The organism is Pantoea sp. FN0307, from assembly GCF_050113815.1.
GTDB classification, from domain to species: Bacteria; Pseudomonadota; Gammaproteobacteria; order Enterobacterales; family Enterobacteriaceae; genus Mixta; species Mixta alhagi.
The window spans coordinates 659,772-674,049 of the sequence record NZ_JBNJSO010000001.1 but is presented as its reverse complement, the minus strand read 5'-3'; the positions used below and the strand labels follow the sequence as shown (position 1 = coordinate 674,049).

Here is a 14,278-nt window from a genome sequence, read left to right as displayed (position 1 = left end):
TTCCTGACAGCCTCGCCCGTTGAAGAGAGGTTAATCTTTGATTTTTCGTAAACATAAGCCAGGAGCGGCGGTTTTACAAACGCCTTGCCACGCCGCTCAGGTTATCTCTTTTTAGTGGGCAACACTTCGTTCAGCAACTGGCTGGCGGTATCGCCAATCACCTGCGCAGCGCCGCGATCGCCCTTTAACATTGAGGTCATAAAGGCTTTCGCCTGTTTAAAGGTAATATGCGGTGGCAGCGGCGCTACTTCCGGATCGGTCTTCACTTCCAGCACTACCGGTCGGTCGCTGCTTAGCGCTTCCTGCCAGGCGGCACTGAGCTTTTCCGGGTCGTCGACAAAAATGCCCTTCAGGCCGAGCATCTCAGCAAAGGCAGCGTAGTGCACATTGGGAATATCCTGGCTGGCCTCAAAGCGTGGATTGCCTTCCATCACCCGCTGCTCCCAGGTCACCTGATTAAGATCCTGGTTATTAAACACGCAGACAATCAGCCGTGCATCGCCCCAGCCCTGCCAGTATTTCTGGATAGTGATAAGCTCCGCCATATTGTTCATTTGCATCGCGCCGTCGCCCACCAGCGCCACCACCGGCTGATGCGGAAAAGCAAACTTGGCGGCAATCGCATACGGCACCGCCGCGCCCATGCAGGCCAGGCCGCCGGAAAGCGTGGCGCGCTGTCCCTGTTTGACCCGATAATCGCGAGCGAACCAGTTGGCACAGGAGCCGGAATCTGAGGTAACAATGGCATCTTCAGGCAGCAGAGGCGACATTTCCCATACCACGCGCTGCGGGTTAACGGGTTTCGCGGGTGCCATTGCCCTCTCTTCCATCACCTGCCACCACTCCTGTACCTGACGGGCAATGATCTCCTGCCAGCTGCGGTCTGCTTTATGTTGCAGCAGCGGCAGCAGCGCACGTAACGTTTCCGCCGCATCGCCATGCAGATTCACCTCGCAGGGATAGCGCAGGCCAAGCATTGAAGGATCGATATCAATCTGTACCGCTCGCGCTTTGCCCTCTTCTGGCAAAAATTCTGTCCACGGAAAACCGCTGCCGATCATTAATAGCGTGTCGCAGTTTTTCATCATCTCTGAAGAGGGTTTGGTGCCCAACAGGCCGATAGAGCCGGTCACAAACGGCGCGTCATCCGGCAACACATCTTTGCCCAGCAGCGCTTTCGCCACGCCCGCACCCAGCACATTCGCCGCCTGCACCACCTCTACGGCCGCGCCGCGTGCGCCGGAACCAATCAGAATCGCAACTTTTTTACCGGCGTTGAGGATTTCTGCAGCACGTTGCAAATCATCCTCATAAGGCACCACTTTTGGTCGTTGATAGCCTGGGCCGGAATGGGTAAAGCCGTGCGCATGCTGCGGCTCCTGCCACGGCTCGTCCTGTAGGTCTTTCGGCAAAATCAGCACCGCCACGCCGTTTTGCGCTTTCGCAATACGCACGCCACGATCGACCAGATGGCGCACCTGCGCCGGGGCCGCCGCCTCCTGCACAAAATTAGCAACGTCAGAAAACACGCGATCGAGATTCAGCTCCTGTTGATAGTTGGAGCCGCGAGAGGTGGTTTCCGCCTGGCCGGAAATCGCCAGCACCGGCGCGTGGTCCATTTTTGCATCATACAGACCGGTCAGCAGATGCGTGGCGCCCGGGCCGCCGGTAGAGAGGCAAACGCCCAGTTCGCCGGTAAATTTGGCATGGCCTGCAGCCATAAATGCTGCCATCTCTTCATGGCGTACCTGAATAAACTCAATGCCGGCGCCCGCTTTATTTGCTCGCTGAATCGCGCCCAGCACCCCATTAATGCCATCGCCGGGGTAACCGTAAATTCGCGTAACGCCCCATGCCTTCAGGCGCGCTACAAAAAAATCGCTGGTCTTCATTGCCATTGTCTGTTTCTCCCTCTCAGATTACACAGACTTTAAGCATAGCTGACCTGCTCAAAACACAACCGCCGCGTTTAGCCCATCGCCTGACTCATCAAACTCCAGGCCGTCATCCCCTGCGGCTGCCACTCGCTGCCGCGCACCATGCGCAACGGATTATCTACCGGTTGTAAACCAAGGGTTTGTAGCCAGGAGCCCAGTCCTGCCTCGCGACGGCTGTCAATACGCACAAAAGCGCCAGCCAGCGGCTGCATCGCTTCAATAATCAGCTGTTGCGCCATTTGCCTGTCAGGTGCGATGACCGGGCCGATCACATAGCCATGCCCGAAACGGCGGGTAACAGCAAAGCCCAGCGGCACCGTTTGCTGACGCAGCAGCGTGATGCTGGCACCGCTCTGGAATAGCTGCTGTAGCAACGGTAGCCGCTGAAAGCCGTTTGCCTGCCAGTCAAGCTGCGCCAGCGCCGGAAGATCGCTCTGCCGCGCCATCTGTACCAGCCCGCTGGCGGGCGGCGGCGTCAACGCTGACGTTTGATACTGAATCACGTCGCCCGAGGCGACAAATCCCATCTGACGATAGAGAGGCGCGCCGGCGGCGGTAGCGTGCAGATGCAGCTGCCAGCCCTCCAGCTGCTGCAACGTATAGTGTAACAGCGCCTTACCGATGCCCTGACCGCGCAGCTGACCTGCGACAATGATCACGCCCAACGAGGCGCGCTCCGCGCCCCAGCGCCAGAACAGCGTGCTGCCGACCACACGCCCCTGCTGTTCCGCTATTACGCCTTCGCCCAGTTGCAGCATTAGTTGCCAGTCGGCAAGACGATGTGGCCACTTAACTTCCTGCGTGAGCGCCACACAGTCGTCCAGATCGTGCGGCGTCATTGCCCGTAACTTAATCATCCTCGCCCCTGCAAAAATAGCGACATTAGCCGCTGCTTTTACGATCTGCAATACACGGGACAAAGAGATTAAATCTGAAAGTCGATCGCTGGCTCCTCTTCCTGAACGCTAAGCGCCTGACGTTTCATCTCCTCCAGCGACAGGTTGGCGCTGCATAACTCAAGAAACTGCCAGACATAATTGCGCTGCAGTTGCCCGCGCTTTAGCGCCAGCCACACGGTGCTGGCCTCGAAGAGATGGCGCGCATCAAGCCGCGTCAGCGCTGATTGCGTATCCAGCTGGCATGCCTGATCGGCAAGGATCCCCACGCCAAGCCCCAGATCAACATAAGTTTTCACGACGTCGGAGTCTTGCGCGCTGAGGATAATGTCCGGTTTCAGCCCCGCAGCCTGAAAGGCGCGATCGACACGCGAGCGTCCGGTAATCCCCTGCCGATAGGTAATCAGGGGATAGCGGCTGAGCGCCGCCAGAGTAAGCTCCTGCTCCTGCTCCAGCTCATGTCCTTTTGGCACCAGCAGCGCATGATGCCAGCTAAACCACGGAAAGGCCGCCAGCGCCGACTGATTAACCAGCTGCTCGCTGGCGATACCGATGTCCGCTTCGCCAGCAGCAACCATCGCTACTATTTCCTGCGGCGATCCCTGATTCAGCTCCAGCCGCACCTGCGGCCAGAGCGCGCGAAAAGCTTTGATCACTTTTGGCAGGCTGTAGCGCGCCTGTGTATGGGTAGTGGCTATGGTCAGGACACCGCTGGTTTCGTTGGTAAAGAGATCCGCCAGCCGTCGTACCCGACTCGCTTCATCGAGAATGCGCTCAGCGATAGCCAGCAGCGCTTTGCCCGGCTCGGTCATGCCCAGCAGCCGTTTGCCGCGACGGATAAAGATATCTACACCCAATTCATCTTCTAAATCGCGTATATGGCGGCTGACGCCAGACTGTGAGGTAAAAAGCGTATTCGCCACCTCCGTCAGGTTAAACTCACAGCGTGCGGCTTCACGGATAATTTTAAGCTGTTGAAAGTTCAAACCGTTTCTCCTTATCTGGCGTTCAATGCTGCCTTAATGTTAAGCAGGCTTATTGATAGCTACAAATAATAAAAAACGGTTTCTTATGCATTTATGAGATAAAGGCGGACGACCAGTAATGATTAACCAGCCTGTCCGTGATCAAAGATGATCTAACCCACCAGCATCAGCTCACGCTCTTCCGCAACGGGCTTGTTCAGCAGCGTCAGCAGGATATTTTTCACCGCCTGAGCGGAAGGCGATAGCGGCAGACGCGAAGAGATATTGAGCGATAGCGGTAGATTAAGCGAAGGTGAATTAATACGCGCCATCCAGCCGTTAGTCGCGCTAACCAGCGCCCGTGCCGCCGACTCCGGCAGCACCGTTGCGCCCATACCGCTGGAAACGGCGGCGCTCAGGGTGGCAAGCGATTCAATTTCACCAATGATACGCGCGCTGAGGCGTCGTAATGAAAAAGCTTCATCGACCCGTTTACGCACCGCGCTGTAATCACGCGGCAAAAAGAGGTTCATCTGCGCTACCTGAGCCAGATCCACCATGCTGCCAGGCGCATTGCAGACCCCTACCAAATAAAGCTCTTCTTTCATCAGCGGCGTGCTGGTAATGCCCGCCAGCGGCGTGCGGTCATATAACACCGCCATATCGAGCTGTCCGTTTATCACTTTTTCATGAAGCGAAGAGCCGCTGTTTTCATGCAGGTAAACCAGGATTTCCGGATACTCTTCACGCACCGTTTGCAGCAGCGGCATGGTTAGCGAAGAAGCAGCGGTGCCCGGCGCAAGACCGATAGAGACCTGACCGTTCAGCGTCTGTCCGGCATTGATCACTGCCATTTGCGCCTGTTCACACTGACGTAAAATGGTTCGCGCATGGGCATACAGAATTTTTCCGGCCTCGGTGGGCGTTACGCCACGTTTGGTACGGATCAACAGCTGTTGGTCCAGTTCATTTTCCAGCGTGGCCACCTGCTGACTCAATGCAGGCTGCGCAATATGCAGCACTTCCGCCGCCTGAGTCAGACTGCCAATATCGACAATTTTTACGAAGTATTTAAGCCGTCTTAAGTTCATGTTGCCTCCGTCGGAGTTACCGAATGTTGTTACCAGCTCAGGCGCGCATCGCGGCTGTAAGCCATGCATTGCAATATGCAGGCCAGTTTTCATCGCGGTCAAAATGCGGCATCGCTAACCCACGATAAAATAAGAGAATCTGATTACCCCAAACGAGTTAAACGGCTAAATTTATGTCGCCAGCCCGACAGGTTAATGGTCTGTCGCACCAGAAGCGTGCAGCGGCTGCGTTTGTACTGTGCAGACGATAAGAGAAACTTTTTATAAGCGCTGCGCCGCTACTCTTTCGATCTTCATCACAAAAACCTGCTTTCATACCGGTCGAAACATGAACTCTGTCACTGTTCCCCTTTTCACTTATGGCAAATGTAAAATTTTTGTTATTACCTTAATTCACAAAAAAATCGTAAAAACAGCAGGTTATCCCAAATGAAATTATCACTTCATTAACTTTTATGTGCCCTTTGTAAAAGATAGATAACGTGACGTCATACTATAACCCCTCACCACCAGAGATAAGCGGTAGTACGCCTGCTGTCTCCTTAATTTTTAGAAGGAAAGTATTTTGCTGACTGTGCTGGGTTTTTCGATGGTGATCTGCTTCATGTATCTGATCATGACCAGACGAATGTCGGCGCTGATTGCGCTGATTATTGTTCCTACTTTTTTTGCGCTGGTAGGCGGTTTCTGGCACGGACTGGGCGAAATGATGCTTAACGGCGTCAAAACGCTGGCCCCCACCGGCGTGATGCTAACTTTTTCCATCCTCTATTTTGGTTTGATGATTGATGCCGGACTATTTGATCCGCTGGTGCGGCTGATTTTAAAAATTGTACGCGGCGATCCATTAAAGGTGCTGGTTGGCACGGCTGTGCTGACGCTGCTGGTTTCGCTGGATGGTGACAGCTCCACAACCTATATGATTGCCGTCGCGGCATTCCTGCCGCTGTATCATCGGTTGGGGATGAATGTGCTGCCGATGCTCTGTTTAATTAATCTGGCCAGCGGCATTATGAACCTGTCGCCCTGGGGCGGTCCAACCGCTCGCGCGGCAGCAGCGCTGCGTATTGATGCGCTGGATATTTTTATTCCCATGATCCCGGCGATGCTGCTGGGCTGTTTTACCCTGGTGGGAATGGCGGTGCTGTTCGGTCTGCGCGAACGTCGGCGGCTGGGCATCATGACGATGGAAAGTCATCATCTGGAAAATATCAGCCTGGGGCTGGGCGATGCAGAGGAATGTGAGGCTAACCGACGCCCTAAAATGTTCTGGCCCAATTTTATCCTTACCACCACGCTGCTGGTGCTGCTGGTCGTGGGACTGATGCCCATTCATATTCTGTTTATGCTGGCATTCGCCATCGGGGTGATGCTTAATTATCCCTCGCTGGAGCAGCAAAAAGAGCGCATCGGTGCGCACGCCGCTAATGTGCTGGCGGTGACCGCGTTGATTTTCGCTGCCGGGGTGTTTACCGGAATTTTATCCGGTACTGGCATGGTGGACGCTATGGCGAAGAGCCTGCTGGCGGTGATCCCTCACAGCTTTGGCCCTTATCTGGCGGTGTTTACCGCAGTAATCAGCCTGCCGTTTACTTTCTTTATGTCTAACGATGCGTTCTATTTTGGCATCCTGCCGGTGATCGCCCAGACCGCCGCAGGCTACGGTATCAGTGCCGAGGAGATCGCACGCGCTTCGATTATCGGTCAACCTTTCCATCTGCTCAGCCCGCTGGTGCCATCAATTTATCTGCTGGTTGGGCTGGCGAAGGTGGATATTGGCGACCATCAGCGCTTTTCAATTAAGTGGGGGATTGTGGTAAGTATGGCGCTGTTGGTAGGCGGAGTGGTGTTTGGCGCCTTTCCGCTCTGGCACCGCTGAGCAGGTCTGTAAACCTGCAGCTGGCGCATCGCGCCAGCTATGCCGATAGTCAGAGAAGGATTTAATCGCTATAGCGGAATAAGTCTGAACGGAATATTGCATGGCCGGTGCTTATTTAGTGAAGGCCCGGCCAGGCGATAAAACAGTAGGAAAGCAATTAATGGTGAAGCTGGGCCAGGTCATCCTCGGTTAAACCGGTCGCCTCCCGCACTGACTCACGAGGCATTCCCATTTTTAGCAGGCTGCGGGCAACTTCTAATTTGCCTTCATTTCGGCCCTGCTGTCGACCGAGCTGGATACCCTTCTCAATACCTTTCTTAATACCTTGCTGTTCAAGCTGTTGGGCGATGGTCATAAGTGCGTCCCCGTGTTGCGGCACACGCAGTGCCAGTTCGCGAACAAAAGCTTCGGAGTCGGCAGACTCACCTGCCTGTATTAAATATTGTATCAGCACCATTACCTGCGGTGAAGAAAGATAATCGGCCATCAGTAGCGTGACCAGACGATCTGTCAGGGTGGCAATATCACGCTGATGAATATGCTTCTGCAATAATGTGAGTGCTGCCATGCTGCGATGTTTCATGATTTCATCGTCAGGGATCACAGTGACATCCACCAGCGGAAAAGCACCGCTGTAAAGCTTGCCAGCCAGGTCAGGGTTATCAAATTCATTCAGCCAGCGTGTTGAATAGGGATAAGGGCTGCGTTTGCCAACATAAAAAAGCACCGGTATCACCAGCGGTAGCTTTTTATGACCCGCTTCGATATGGCGCTGCATCGCCGCTACGGCGTAACGCAACAGGCGAAACGCCATATGTTTATCCGGCGACGACTGGTGCTCGATCAATACATGAATGTAGCCATCACCTGCGGAGGTTTGCAGGCTATAAAGTACGTCACTGAAATACTGGCGCAGGTCACTTTCTACAAAGGATCCTGACTCCAGCTTCAACGTGCTGAGGTTGCAAATGGCGCGCAACGCAGGCGGAAGATGCAGCTCCATAAAATCACGCGCAATTTCAGGCTGTGACAAAAACTGACGGAAGGTAGCATCATGGGGCGTTGGTGTTCTGTTGTTGTTTTTCATTGACCAATCGTTTTTGTATATTGCTTCTCTTTTATTAATGCAACGCTATTATTTCCTCACCACCATTATCGCTATTCAGGCAGGAAAATAATGAAACGACGCTCATTATTCACCTGCCTGACTTGTGCAACGAAAATAATAGCAGCGCAAACTTAATAGGCTTATTGACAATCCACTATAAACGCGATCAATCATCAGTTTATGCGTCATGAAAATCAACTTCATTAAGTCAAAAACTCAAATCAGCTCGCACTATTATTTCGCACAATTACGATGAGCATTACCCTGTTAATAGATTATCTGTAATAAAGCGTCTTACCGCTTTTTGCGATTACGGTGCATATCGATAGAGACCGCAGCAACAATAATGATGCCTTTAATAATATCCTGTATATAGGCATCCACGCCTACAAAAGTAAATCCGCTTTTAATCAGCCCGAGAATGACCGCGCCGATCAGCGTGCCGGTAATGCGACCCACACCGCCCATCAGGCTGCTGCCGCCAATTACCGCCGCCGCGATAGCATCCAGTTCATAAGACATGCCCATGCTCGACTGCCCGGTACTGACGCGTGCCGCCAGCACAACGCCCGCCAGTCCGGCCAGCCCGCCGGCAATGGTATACACGATCACCAGATACTTATTAACGTTAATTCCGGAAACGCGCGCCGAGGTCATATTGCCGCCGATAGCGTAAACATATTTGCCGTAGCGCGTATGTTTCAGCGCAATGTGAAATATCACCGCCACCACCAGAAAGATCACGACCGGCATCGCGCCCTGACCGATGGCGGTAAAACCATCAGACAGAAAGCTGATAGGGTTGCCCTGCGTGTAATACTGCGCCAGCCCACGGGCGGATACCATCATGCCCAGCGTGGCGATAAAAGGCGGAATACCGGTGCGGGTTATCAGTACACCGTTAATCAAACCGCACAGGATACCCACCCCAATCCCGGCAACAATCGGCACCACGGCAGGCAGGTCAACCAGCGAAGGAAACATCGGCGACAGACTGTGCGAGGTTTGCGCCAGGCTGGCCGCCACCACCGCCGTTAACGCTATCAGCGAACCGGAAGAGAGATCGATGCCGGTGGTGATGATCACCTGCGTTACGCCAACGGCAATAATGCCGATAATCGCCACCTGCAGTACAATCAGCACCAGACGATTGGTGTTCAACAAAAAAGATTGATCGCGCACATACCAGCCTGCCACTTCAAAAATCAATGCGATGCCGAGCATCACAATAAAAATGCCGGTATCTTTTGGCAGCTTGCCCTGTAGCTGGCTGAACAGCGGCTGACGCGATGCGCGCGGTTGTTGAGTACTCATTTTCACGTTGCTCATAATCTTCCTCTCGCTTCACTCGGATGCCAGCGACATAATGGTTTCCTGATCGGCCTCTTCTTTATCGAGGATGCCGGTTATCCGCCCTTCGTGCATCACCATCACCCGGTCGCTCATGCCCAGGATCTCCGGCAGCTCTGACGACACCATAATCACCGCCACGCCACGGTTGGCCAGCTCACTGATCAATCGATAGATCTCTGCTTTCGCGCCGACATCAATGCCGCGCGTCGGCTCATCCAGAATCAGGATTTTTGGCTGCGCCAGCAGCCAGCGTGCAATCAACACTTTCTGCTGATTGCCGCCGCTGAGGTTATTGATGATCTGATCCATGGTGGGAGTTTTAATATTGAGCCGCCGGATCTGCTCCATACAATCCTGCGCCATTTGCACATGGCTGACGAAGCCGCCTTTGCTGCTGTATTCCGGCATATTTACAATGCTCATATTCTCCAGCACCGACAACACCAGAAACAGACCGGATTTTTTACGATCCTCGGTCAGAAACGCCATGCCCTTCTCGATCGCCGTTGAGGGCGAGTCAATGGAGACCGGCACGCCGTCAATCAATACTTCCCCGCTGTCGGCAGATGCCATGCCAAACAGGGTTTCCATTACTTCGCTGCGTCCGGCCCCCACCAGCCCGGCAACGCCAAGGATTTCACCACGCCGTACGCTAAAGCTGACATCTTCAAACGCATCCTGGCGCGACAGATGGCGCACCGTTAGCATCTCTTCGCCGATGGCGTTGTTGAATTTAGGGAACAACTGGGTCAGTTCGCGGCCCACCATCTGGGTGATCAATGACTGGCGGGTATAGCTGTCGGTCCGGTCGCTGCCTACCCAGCTGCCGTCGCGAAATACGCTGACCTCATCGGTGATGGCAAAGATTTCATCCATTTTATGGCTGATATAAACAATTGCTTTTCCCTGCGCCCGCAGATCGCGAATGATTGTAAACAGATGCGCGACTTCACCTTCAGTCAATGCCGAGGTTGGTTCATCCATAATCACAATATCGGCGTTCCACGAGACCGCTTTGGCAATTTCCACCATCTGCTGACTGGCAATGCTTAACTCTCCCACCATGCGATCCGCCGGCAGACGAATATTAAGCTTGCTTAGTAGCTCCGCAGTTTGCTGATTCAGCTGGCGATGATTCACCAGGCCAAACTTTACCGGCTCACGTCCCAGCCAGATATTTTCGGCTACCGTCATCCATGGCACCAAATTAAGTTCCTGATGAATCATTGAGATACCGAAACGTAGCGCATCCAGCGTATCCTGAAACTGCACCGGCTCGCCTTTGATACGGATAACACCCTGGTCGGGACGATAGATCCCAATCAGGCATTTCATCAGCGTGGATTTCCCCGCGCCGTTTTCTCCCATCAGCGCATGTACCGTGCCGGGCCTGACGCGCAGCGAGACGTTATCCAGCGCTTTCACCCCTGGAAAAAATTTACTGATGCCTTCAGCTTCCAGCGCATAAGCCGTCATGTTTTACCTCCGTACGACAGGTCGCCTGCCAGCGGCCCGCATAACGGGCGGCGGGCGAACGGAAAGAGTTATTTTTGGTTACGGCTGACAAACTGTTGATAATTCTCTTTGGTAATCAGCTGGTAGGGAATCATCACGCTTTTCTGAACTTTTTCGCCATTCACCAGCTTGATAGCTGTCTGAACGGCACCTTCGCCCTGCCCTTTGGCATCCTGGAAAACGGTGGCAACCATTCTGCCGTTTTTGATCTGCTGCAGCGCATCCGGCGTGCCGTCCACACCAGCAATCAGCACTTTGCTACTTTTACCCAACGCCATCAGCGCGCCGATAGCCATTTCGTCATTATTGGATGCGATAGCGTCAATTTGATCGCCTGCGGTCATCCAGTTGCTGACCACATCCACCGCCTCATTACGCATAAATTTGGCAGTTTGCTTCTGAACGATTTTGATCTGCGGATATTTAGCCACAACCGCCTCAACGCCTTTGGTACGGTCGCGGGTGGCTTCGTTGGCCAGATCGCCCATTAAAATAGCGACGTTGCCTTTTTGATTCATCGCTTTCGCTAGTGCTTCCATTTGCAGGCGGCCCGCCAGTTCAGAATCCGATCCCACATAGGCCATTTTGTCAGTCAGCGCCGCCTGAGGACGCCGGTTAACAAAGATCAGCGGAATGCCTGCTTTACTGGCCTGATCCATAATCGGTTTTACTGCGTTGGTATCGACCGGATTCACGATAATTGCGTCAACGCCCTGACCAATAAAGTTCTGCACCTGTTGCAGCTGCTGCGCCACGTCGCCTTTGGCATCTTCCATCTGGCCTTGCACCTGATTTTTATCCATCTCTTTCTGCATGGCGGTACGCAAAATGGTCAGAAAATTGTCATCAAACAGCGCCATTGATATGCCCAGCTGAATATCTTTCGCCAGCACTGCCGCAGGCAGCAGGCAGGCAATAACAGAAGCAACAATCGCTTTTTTCATCTTCATAGTTCACCCTTTGAATCGTTAAGTTGCGCTGGCGGGCCGTTACCTCGAATGAAAAATATTTTTTACATTCACACAACATCACCAGGGTTTCCAGCTTCGAAAAGAGATAAAACCTTATAACTGTCGCGCTTTTTCTGTTTACACCTCTCCTTTTCAACTTGTTGATTTTTATCTTAATTCATGTAAAGAAACCGTTTATAGAGCCCTGGTAACAACCCTCACGCATTGAAACAGTTCGTTTGTTTCATAGTCAATTTTATTGAAATTTTCATAATGAAAGCATCGAAACGCCCGTTTTAAAATTACCAGATAACAAAAATTTGACATGCCTCTAACAACAGCCGGGAAAAGCGTTTAAATTGAGATCTACCCGGCAGATTAGAAAAGCAGCAAATGGCAGCTTATTGCTGGTTTTGCCAGCAAACGCACGGGGAAAGGCGGGAGAGGCTTTGACATTCAGATGGGTGCCAGGTAATATTCGCCTCGTTCACACGATTCCTCTGTAGTTCAGTCGGTAGAACGGCGGACTGTTAATCCGTATGTCACTGGTTCGAGTCCAGTCAGAGGAGCCATATTTAGAGAAGCCCGCTCAGGGAAACCTGAGCGGGCTTTTTGCATTCTGCGCTTGCTTGCTGAAGCGGATACTTGATATCCCTGTTTAGCCGCCATCATTCACCAACTTTTCGCCATCGGCAGATGGGTTCTCTGTTTATTTATTCATCGCAACCTCGTCAGTGCTACTTTGCCAATAGCCGGTTAACTTTAATAATAGAACGGGTCAGCGTGCTGCCATGATGCGGATCGCCAAAATGAAACAGCGCTGTCGCGCGTCGAAAGGCAGGATCGCACGGACCATTAGCATGAAAGGTGCGATAACCGTGAAAGAAGTAGATATTGCCCGGCTTTAAGTAGAGCGTCATGGGTTTGACCAGCCGGTGCTTGATCGCTTTCATTAACAGATAACGCGATAATCTGTTTTGCATCAGGCTTTTTTCCAGTACGTTGAATACTACGCTGGAGCGAAAAGGCCGCAGGTTAGGAAACAAAAGCAAATCTCCGCGCGCCTCCCCTTCCTGGGGGATTTCAATCGGCAGCAGTGCGGTAATGACGCTGGCATCATAATGAAAAGAGTTGGATTTCTTTCTGCCGCTTTCTCCCTGCACGCAGCGCAGTACGGCCAGAACATTTTGATCGGCTAACCGGCGCGCCAGCGACTTTTCCGCCATCCGCTGCATAAGTTGTCGAAAGTCAGCGTCTTCACTAAGCCGGGCCAGCGGCGTGTGATCAATTTTTTCCACATCGCCGAAAATCGCATGATATCCTTTTCCCGCCTCTGCGCTTACCTCGTCAATCCAGGCACGAAATTTTGCAAGCCCTTCATCGGTGACCACATTTTCCAGTACGGCATAACCCTGATTTTCAATGTTTTCTAATAAGCGTGGAACGTTATTCGGATCGATATTGGTAACAAAAGACATAGCACCCTACCTGTTATACTATTTTTGGTATAGAGCGTTCAGCGCTCTTTTTTAATACCCTGGTTTAACCGGCTTAATCATAGGAGCTCTGCTAAATAAAGAAATAGACTCGCGTCCAAAATAAGAATTATTAACATTAGGGGGTCTGATTTTAACTGGCATCTTGTGGTTCATATGCTTTGCAAAAAGCTGATTTAAGCCATTGAATAAAAAAACAGGCTGCTGCTTTAAAAGTTTTACTGGCTTTTTATTGAGACCAATAATAAGTGAGTCACATCTGGCATGAGTTAAATAATCAGCGCTGCATCGGCGACGGTTTCAGGCAGATAAAAATGGCTTTCGTGGCGGATGTTTTCCAGCCTGGGCGCTGGCGTTGTGTTTAACGGATCAACACGTTACCCTGCCAACGGCTTAATTAACGGGAATTGCCCCAATATGGTTGAACAGGCAAAACGCAAAAACGATCCTGAAGGACTGAAAAAACGTATTCTTGAAGGCGCGCTAAAAGCCTTTGCCGAATATGGCATGCAGGGCGCGCGCCTGGAGCAGATTGCAGATAACGCGCAAACCACCAAACGTATGGTGGTCTACCATTTCAACAATAAAGAAAACCTCTATCTTGCAGTGCTGGAGCAGGTTTATCAGCAGATCCGCGAACATGAAACCGGCCTGAATTTACGCGAACTGCCGCCGGAAGAGGCGATTATCCGGTTAGTAGAGGAAAGCTTTGATTATCACGCTACGCATGCTGATTTCATGCGTCTGGTCTGTAGTGAAAACCTGCTGCGAGGCCGTTATATCAGCCAGTCGCCGCGCATCAAAGCGCTTAACCGTAGCGCGCTGGATTTGCTGGAGGATATTTTGACGCGTGGACAGCAGGCAGGCCTGTTTCATCGTGACGTGAATACCATTGATGTACACCGGCTGATCAGCAGCATATGCGTTCATCATGTTTCAAACCGCTATACCTTTAATGCGCTGTTCACTCCCGATAACAGTGAAGCGGAAAGTATTAAACGCAATCGACAACTGGCCGTCACCGCCACGCTGCGCTATTTACGCCGCTGTGATGCGCCGGCTTAATGCCGCTTTTCTGAGAAAACAGC

General features: G+C 52.3%; 11 protein-coding genes and 1 tRNA gene. 3 read left to right on the top strand and 9 right to left on the bottom strand.

The window, feature by feature from the left end:
• Positions 1–101: 101 nt before the first annotated feature.
• The 4 genes from ACQE3Z_RS03045 to nac form a co-directional block, all read right to left on the bottom strand.
• Entirely contained in the window at positions 102–1,898 is a 1,797-nt protein-coding gene (locus ACQE3Z_RS03045) for a thiamine pyrophosphate-requiring protein (protein WP_426972095.1), read from the bottom strand.
• A 71-nt stretch (positions 1,899–1,969) separates the two neighbouring features.
• A complete protein-coding gene (locus ACQE3Z_RS03040; protein ID WP_426972094.1) occupies positions 1,970–2,794 on the bottom strand; it encodes a GNAT family N-acetyltransferase in 825 nt (274 codons plus the stop codon).
• A gap of 68 nt (positions 2,795–2,862) precedes the next feature.
• Positions 2,863–3,819 (bottom strand): HTH-type transcriptional regulator Cbl, encoded by a 957-nt coding sequence (gene cbl, locus ACQE3Z_RS03035; RefSeq protein WP_426972093.1) that lies wholly within the window; start codon positions 3,817–3,819, stop codon positions 2,863–2,865.
• A 152-nt stretch (positions 3,820–3,971) separates the two neighbouring features.
• The gene (gene nac / locus ACQE3Z_RS03030; protein WP_426972092.1) at positions 3,972–4,889 is read right to left on the bottom strand and encodes a nitrogen assimilation transcriptional regulator NAC; all 918 of its coding nucleotides are present in this window, start codon (positions 4,887–4,889) and stop codon (positions 3,972–3,974) included.
• Positions 4,890–5,454: 565 nt separating this feature from the next.
• Between nac and ACQE3Z_RS03025 the strand changes: the two genes are divergently transcribed.
• On the top strand, positions 5,455–6,768 hold the full coding sequence (locus tag ACQE3Z_RS03025; RefSeq protein WP_426972091.1) for a CitMHS family transporter: 1,314 nt from the start codon (positions 5,455–5,457) through the stop codon (positions 6,766–6,768).
• A gap of 157 nt (positions 6,769–6,925) precedes the next feature.
• On the opposite strand, the gene ACQE3Z_RS03020 is transcribed toward ACQE3Z_RS03025, so the two are convergent.
• The 4 genes from ACQE3Z_RS03020 to ACQE3Z_RS03005 all read right to left on the bottom strand — a co-directional run bounded on the left by ACQE3Z_RS03020 (position 6,926) and on the right by ACQE3Z_RS03005 (position 11,694).
• Entirely contained in the window at positions 6,926–7,855 is a 930-nt protein-coding gene (locus ACQE3Z_RS03020; RefSeq protein WP_426972090.1) for an Rpn family recombination-promoting nuclease/putative transposase, read from the bottom strand.
• Between the two features lie 315 nt (positions 7,856–8,170).
• Positions 8,171–9,190, bottom strand: a complete 1,020-nt coding sequence (locus ACQE3Z_RS03015) for an ABC transporter permease (RefSeq protein ID WP_426973043.1) — start codon at positions 9,188–9,190, stop codon at positions 8,171–8,173.
• Positions 9,191–9,220: 30 nt separating this feature from the next.
• Entirely contained in the window at positions 9,221–10,705 is a 1,485-nt protein-coding gene (locus ACQE3Z_RS03010) for a sugar ABC transporter ATP-binding protein (RefSeq protein WP_426972088.1), read from the bottom strand.
• Positions 10,706–10,773: 68 nt separating this feature from the next.
• Positions 10,774–11,694, bottom strand: coding sequence for a sugar ABC transporter substrate-binding protein (locus ACQE3Z_RS03005; RefSeq protein ID WP_426972087.1), 921 nt, complete (start codon positions 11,692–11,694; stop codon positions 10,774–10,776).
• Between the two features lie 496 nt (positions 11,695–12,190).
• Here ACQE3Z_RS03005 and ACQE3Z_RS03000 point away from each other — a divergent pair.
• Positions 12,191–12,266 (top strand) — tRNA-Asn (locus ACQE3Z_RS03000).
• Positions 12,267–12,431: 165 nt separating this feature from the next.
• On the opposite strand, the gene ACQE3Z_RS02995 is transcribed toward ACQE3Z_RS03000, so the two are convergent.
• Positions 12,432–13,172, bottom strand: coding sequence for a hypothetical protein (locus tag ACQE3Z_RS02995; protein ID WP_426972086.1), 741 nt, complete (start codon positions 13,170–13,172; stop codon positions 12,432–12,434).
• A gap of 435 nt (positions 13,173–13,607) precedes the next feature.
• Between ACQE3Z_RS02995 and ACQE3Z_RS02990 the strand changes: the two genes are divergently transcribed.
• Positions 13,608–14,255: a TetR family transcriptional regulator gene (locus ACQE3Z_RS02990; RefSeq protein WP_426972085.1), complete on the top strand. Its 648-nt coding sequence runs from the start codon at positions 13,608–13,610 to the stop codon at positions 14,253–14,255.
• Positions 14,256–14,278 lie beyond the last annotated feature (23 nt).

What these genes read in the sequence shown, in the direction of transcription:
- ACQE3Z_RS03045 (WP_426972095.1), bottom strand. Translation starts at nt 1,898, where the DNA reads ATGGCAATGAAGACCAGCGATTTTTTTGTAGCGCGCCTGAAGGCATGG.
- ACQE3Z_RS03040 (WP_426972094.1), bottom strand. Translation starts at nt 2,794, where the DNA reads ATGATTAAGTTACGGGCAATGACGCCGCACGATCTGGACGACTGTGTG.
- nac (WP_426972092.1), bottom strand. Translation starts at nt 4,889, where the DNA reads ATGAACTTAAGACGGCTTAAATACTTCGTAAAAATTGTCGATATTGGC.
- ACQE3Z_RS03020 (WP_426972090.1), bottom strand. Translation starts at nt 7,855, where the DNA reads ATGAAAAACAACAACAGAACACCAACGCCCCATGATGCTACCTTCCGT.
- ACQE3Z_RS03015 (WP_426973043.1), bottom strand. Translation starts at nt 9,190, where the DNA reads ATGAGTACTCAACAACCGCGCGCATCGCGTCAGCCGCTGTTCAGCCAG.
- ACQE3Z_RS03010 (WP_426972088.1), bottom strand. Translation starts at nt 10,705, where the DNA reads ATGACGGCTTATGCGCTGGAAGCTGAAGGCATCAGTAAATTTTTTCCA.
- ACQE3Z_RS03005 (WP_426972087.1), bottom strand. Translation starts at nt 11,694, where the DNA reads ATGAAGATGAAAAAAGCGATTGTTGCTTCTGTTATTGCCTGCCTGCTG.
- ACQE3Z_RS02995 (WP_426972086.1), bottom strand. Translation starts at nt 13,172, where the DNA reads ATGTCTTTTGTTACCAATATCGATCCGAATAACGTTCCACGCTTATTA.
- ACQE3Z_RS02990 (WP_426972085.1), top strand. Translation starts at nt 13,608, where the DNA reads ATGGTTGAACAGGCAAAACGCAAAAACGATCCTGAAGGACTGAAAAAA.